This window comes from Thermogutta sp., assembly GCF_014359955.1.
In the GTDB taxonomy this organism is placed as follows: domain Bacteria; phylum Planctomycetota; class Planctomycetia; order Pirellulales; family Thermoguttaceae; genus Thermogutta.
The window spans coordinates 1-2,868 of the sequence record NZ_JACIYL010000585.1 but is presented as its reverse complement, the minus strand read 5'-3'; the positions used below and the strand labels follow the sequence as shown (position 1 = coordinate 2,868).

At 59.9% G+C, this 2,868-nt stretch carries 1 protein-coding gene; it reads right to left on the bottom strand.

Annotated elements, in window-relative coordinates; genetic code table 11:
* Positions 1 to 291 precede the first annotated feature (291 nt).
* Positions 292 to 1,893, bottom strand: coding sequence for a sigma-70 family RNA polymerase sigma factor (locus H5U08_RS14660; RefSeq protein ID WP_297034633.1), 1,602 nt, complete (start codon positions 1,891 to 1,893; stop codon positions 292 to 294).
* Between the last annotated feature and the right edge of the window lie 975 nt (positions 1,894 to 2,868).

Sequence of the window (2,868 nt, the reverse complement as noted above, 5' to 3'; positions counted from 1 at the left end):
AATGGATCATCCAACGTTGGTAAGCGGACCCGACGACCGGGTCCCTCCAACGTTGTAGGGGCAATTCATGAATTGCCCCTACCAGGCGTCAAACGCAAGTGAACCGATCGAATCCCGGTAGGAGCGATTTATGAATCGCTCCGACGGAACGTCAGAAGGGATTCCGCTGACCACCCCGGGGCGTCGGGAACGGGAGATCGACGGAACGGCGTGGTCCAATAAAAAAACGGCCCGCGTCGGCGTTTAAGCCGACGGACGGGCCGCCTGTCGTCTTGCCCAGATGGAAAATCCTCAATCGAGGAAGCCCACCAGTTCCTGGCTGCGCGACGGCTGCTGGAGCTTGCGAACGGCCTTCGCTTCGATCTGGCGGATTCGTTCGCGGGTCACCTTGAAGATGTGACCGACCTCCTCCAGGGTGTAGCAGTAGCCGTCCCCCAGGCCGTAACGGAGCTTGATGATTTCCCGCTCGCGGTAGCTCAGCGTCTTGAGTACTTTATTGATCTTTTCGCGGAGCATATCCAAGGTGGCGCCGTCGAGCGGGTTCTCCGCGGAGGTATCCGGGAGGAGATCGCCGAAATGGCTGTCCTCGCTGTTGCCGACAGGCCGATCGAGACTGATCGGATACCGGTTCATGGTGAGGACGCGTCGGGTTTCCTCGGCTTTGGCGTCGGCCGCCGCGGCCATTTCTTCCAGCGTCGGTTCGTGACCGAGGTCCTGATAGAGCTTGCGGGAAACGTTGCGGACGCGGCTCATCGTCTCGGCCATGTGAACCGGGATGCGGATGGTGCGGCTTTGATCCGCGACCGCCCGGGTGATCGCCTGCCGGATCCACCACGTGGCGTACGTGCAGAACTTGAAGCCGCGGCGATACTCGAATTTGTCCACCGCCCGCATCAAACCGGCATTCCCTTCCTGGATCAGGTCCAGGAAGCTCAGTCCCCGGTTGCGGTATTTCTTGGCGATGGACACGACCAGCCGCAGGTTGCCCTTGGACAGTTCCTGCTTGGCTTCCATGTATTCGGCGTACACCTTTTTCACGTAGGCCACGCGGTTTCGCAGGCTGGTGGGGGTTTCCTGGGTAAGGCGGAGGATATCGCGGTATTCCTTGATCCACGGTTCCCGTTCCTTGTAGGGACGGCCGGCCTTGACGTGCTCGGTGATGCGGGCTTTCAATTCATCGACCCGGCGGCTGAACTCTTCGAGGGCCTTGATCATCGGCTCCAGCCGCTGGGTCCGCAGGCCGAGTTCTTCGGCGAGGCGAACCGCCCGACGCCGTGACCGTCCCAATCGCCGCCAGGCCGCCCGCCGCTCTTCCATGGGCTTGGACTTGCTCAGCGCGGTGAGATAATCCCGGCGGTTCCGCTTCAGGATGGCCTGGAGCGTCTTGAGATTGTGCGGCAATCGGCCGAGGATCTGCTGTTTTTCCAGATGGTCCGTCACCGAGACCTGAACCGTCCGATCGAAGGGCAGTTTGCCCTCGTCCACCCGCACAAAGGTCCGCACCGCCTGTTGGAGGACATAGTCGCACTCCATAAGTTTGCGGCGGAACTTGGCGCGGGTGATCTCGATTTTCTTGGCCAGGGCGATTTCCTGCTGCCGCGTGAGGAGCGGGATTTCACCCATCTGGGTGAGGTACATGCGGACGGGATCGTCGGACCAGGACTCCTCTTCCTCGGCAGTGAGCGGGGCCTCTTCATCGTCTTCGTCGGCCTCGGCCGCCGCTCGACAGGCCTCCTCGTTCAGCTCATCCTCATCCTCGAGGTCCTCCTCGTCCGCCGCGTACGACTCAGCCATTTCCAAAAGTGCCCCTTCGTGGAGCTCGAGCTCCTCGTCATCCTCCATCGGGCGCAATTCCAAATCGTCGAACAGGTGATCGGCTTCGTACAAGGCCATGACTCCTCCAGACTGCTTTCTAACCACCCTCACAAAATGACTGACTCCTCACCACACCGCTGGCAACCCGGCGAACAGGTAGCGACGGCAAGGTGCTCACAGGCAATCGCCGGGAAGGAACGATGCGCCGTCCCCACATACTGATGTGATGGATCACCGTCTGAGGGACCGTCATTTCCGGATCACTCGAATCGACGAACTCCCCGCAATCCCCAAAGGCGAAAACACTCCGCGCGCACCTCCCAGCAGCCAACGGAGCAGATCAGCAGCCGGATGAGCGGGGCTTAGCCTCCCATGAGTTCTGGTCCCGAATCGCGTTCTCGTCAACACGATCCCACATCAGCACTGGAACGGCCGTGCCCCAAATGTTCTTTAAGGCGGGACTGGCTAATTTGGTATTGACCCGCGTGCCTCTAAGACCGAGGCTGGGTTCGCAATGGGGCCCGTCGCTCAATTCTACACAAAAACTGGCCGATGTCCAGCGTTAAAATCGAAATTCTCGCTCCTCCCCGACTCTGCTCCGCTCACAAAAGCGGCATAATACGGGGACATTCGCTTGACTTCTCACCCTCTGTGGGCTATACACTTTTCCTTACGCAAACTGTCGCCCTAATGCTCGTCTGTTAACAAAATCCCATTGTCTTCCGTCCTGCCGCCACCTGCCCCCTCTTGTCCAGGCTTATTCCCTATTTATCCGTCTCTCTGCCGGCTCCGCATTAGGGACGCTGCTTCCCGGCGGAACATCTTGCCGGGTGCTGGCGACTTTCCCCGGACCACCCGGTACAGGGTTTTCGGTTGCTTGAATGCCGTTTGGCGTCTCACCAGGTCGCCACAGTTTCCCGATTTGCCCGACCGTTAGGGGTTTCCCCGGGCACGACGAGCGTGCCCCTCCGAATTGTCCGGAGGGACCTGCTTGTCAGGTCCGCTTGTCAACCTTGAATGATCCATTCGCGCGTTTTGGTAGGGGCAATTCAT

What these genes read in the sequence shown, in the direction of transcription:
- H5U08_RS14660 (WP_297034633.1), bottom strand. Translation starts at nt 1,893, where the DNA reads ATGGCCTTGTACGAAGCCGATCACCTGTTCGACGATTTGGAATTGCGC.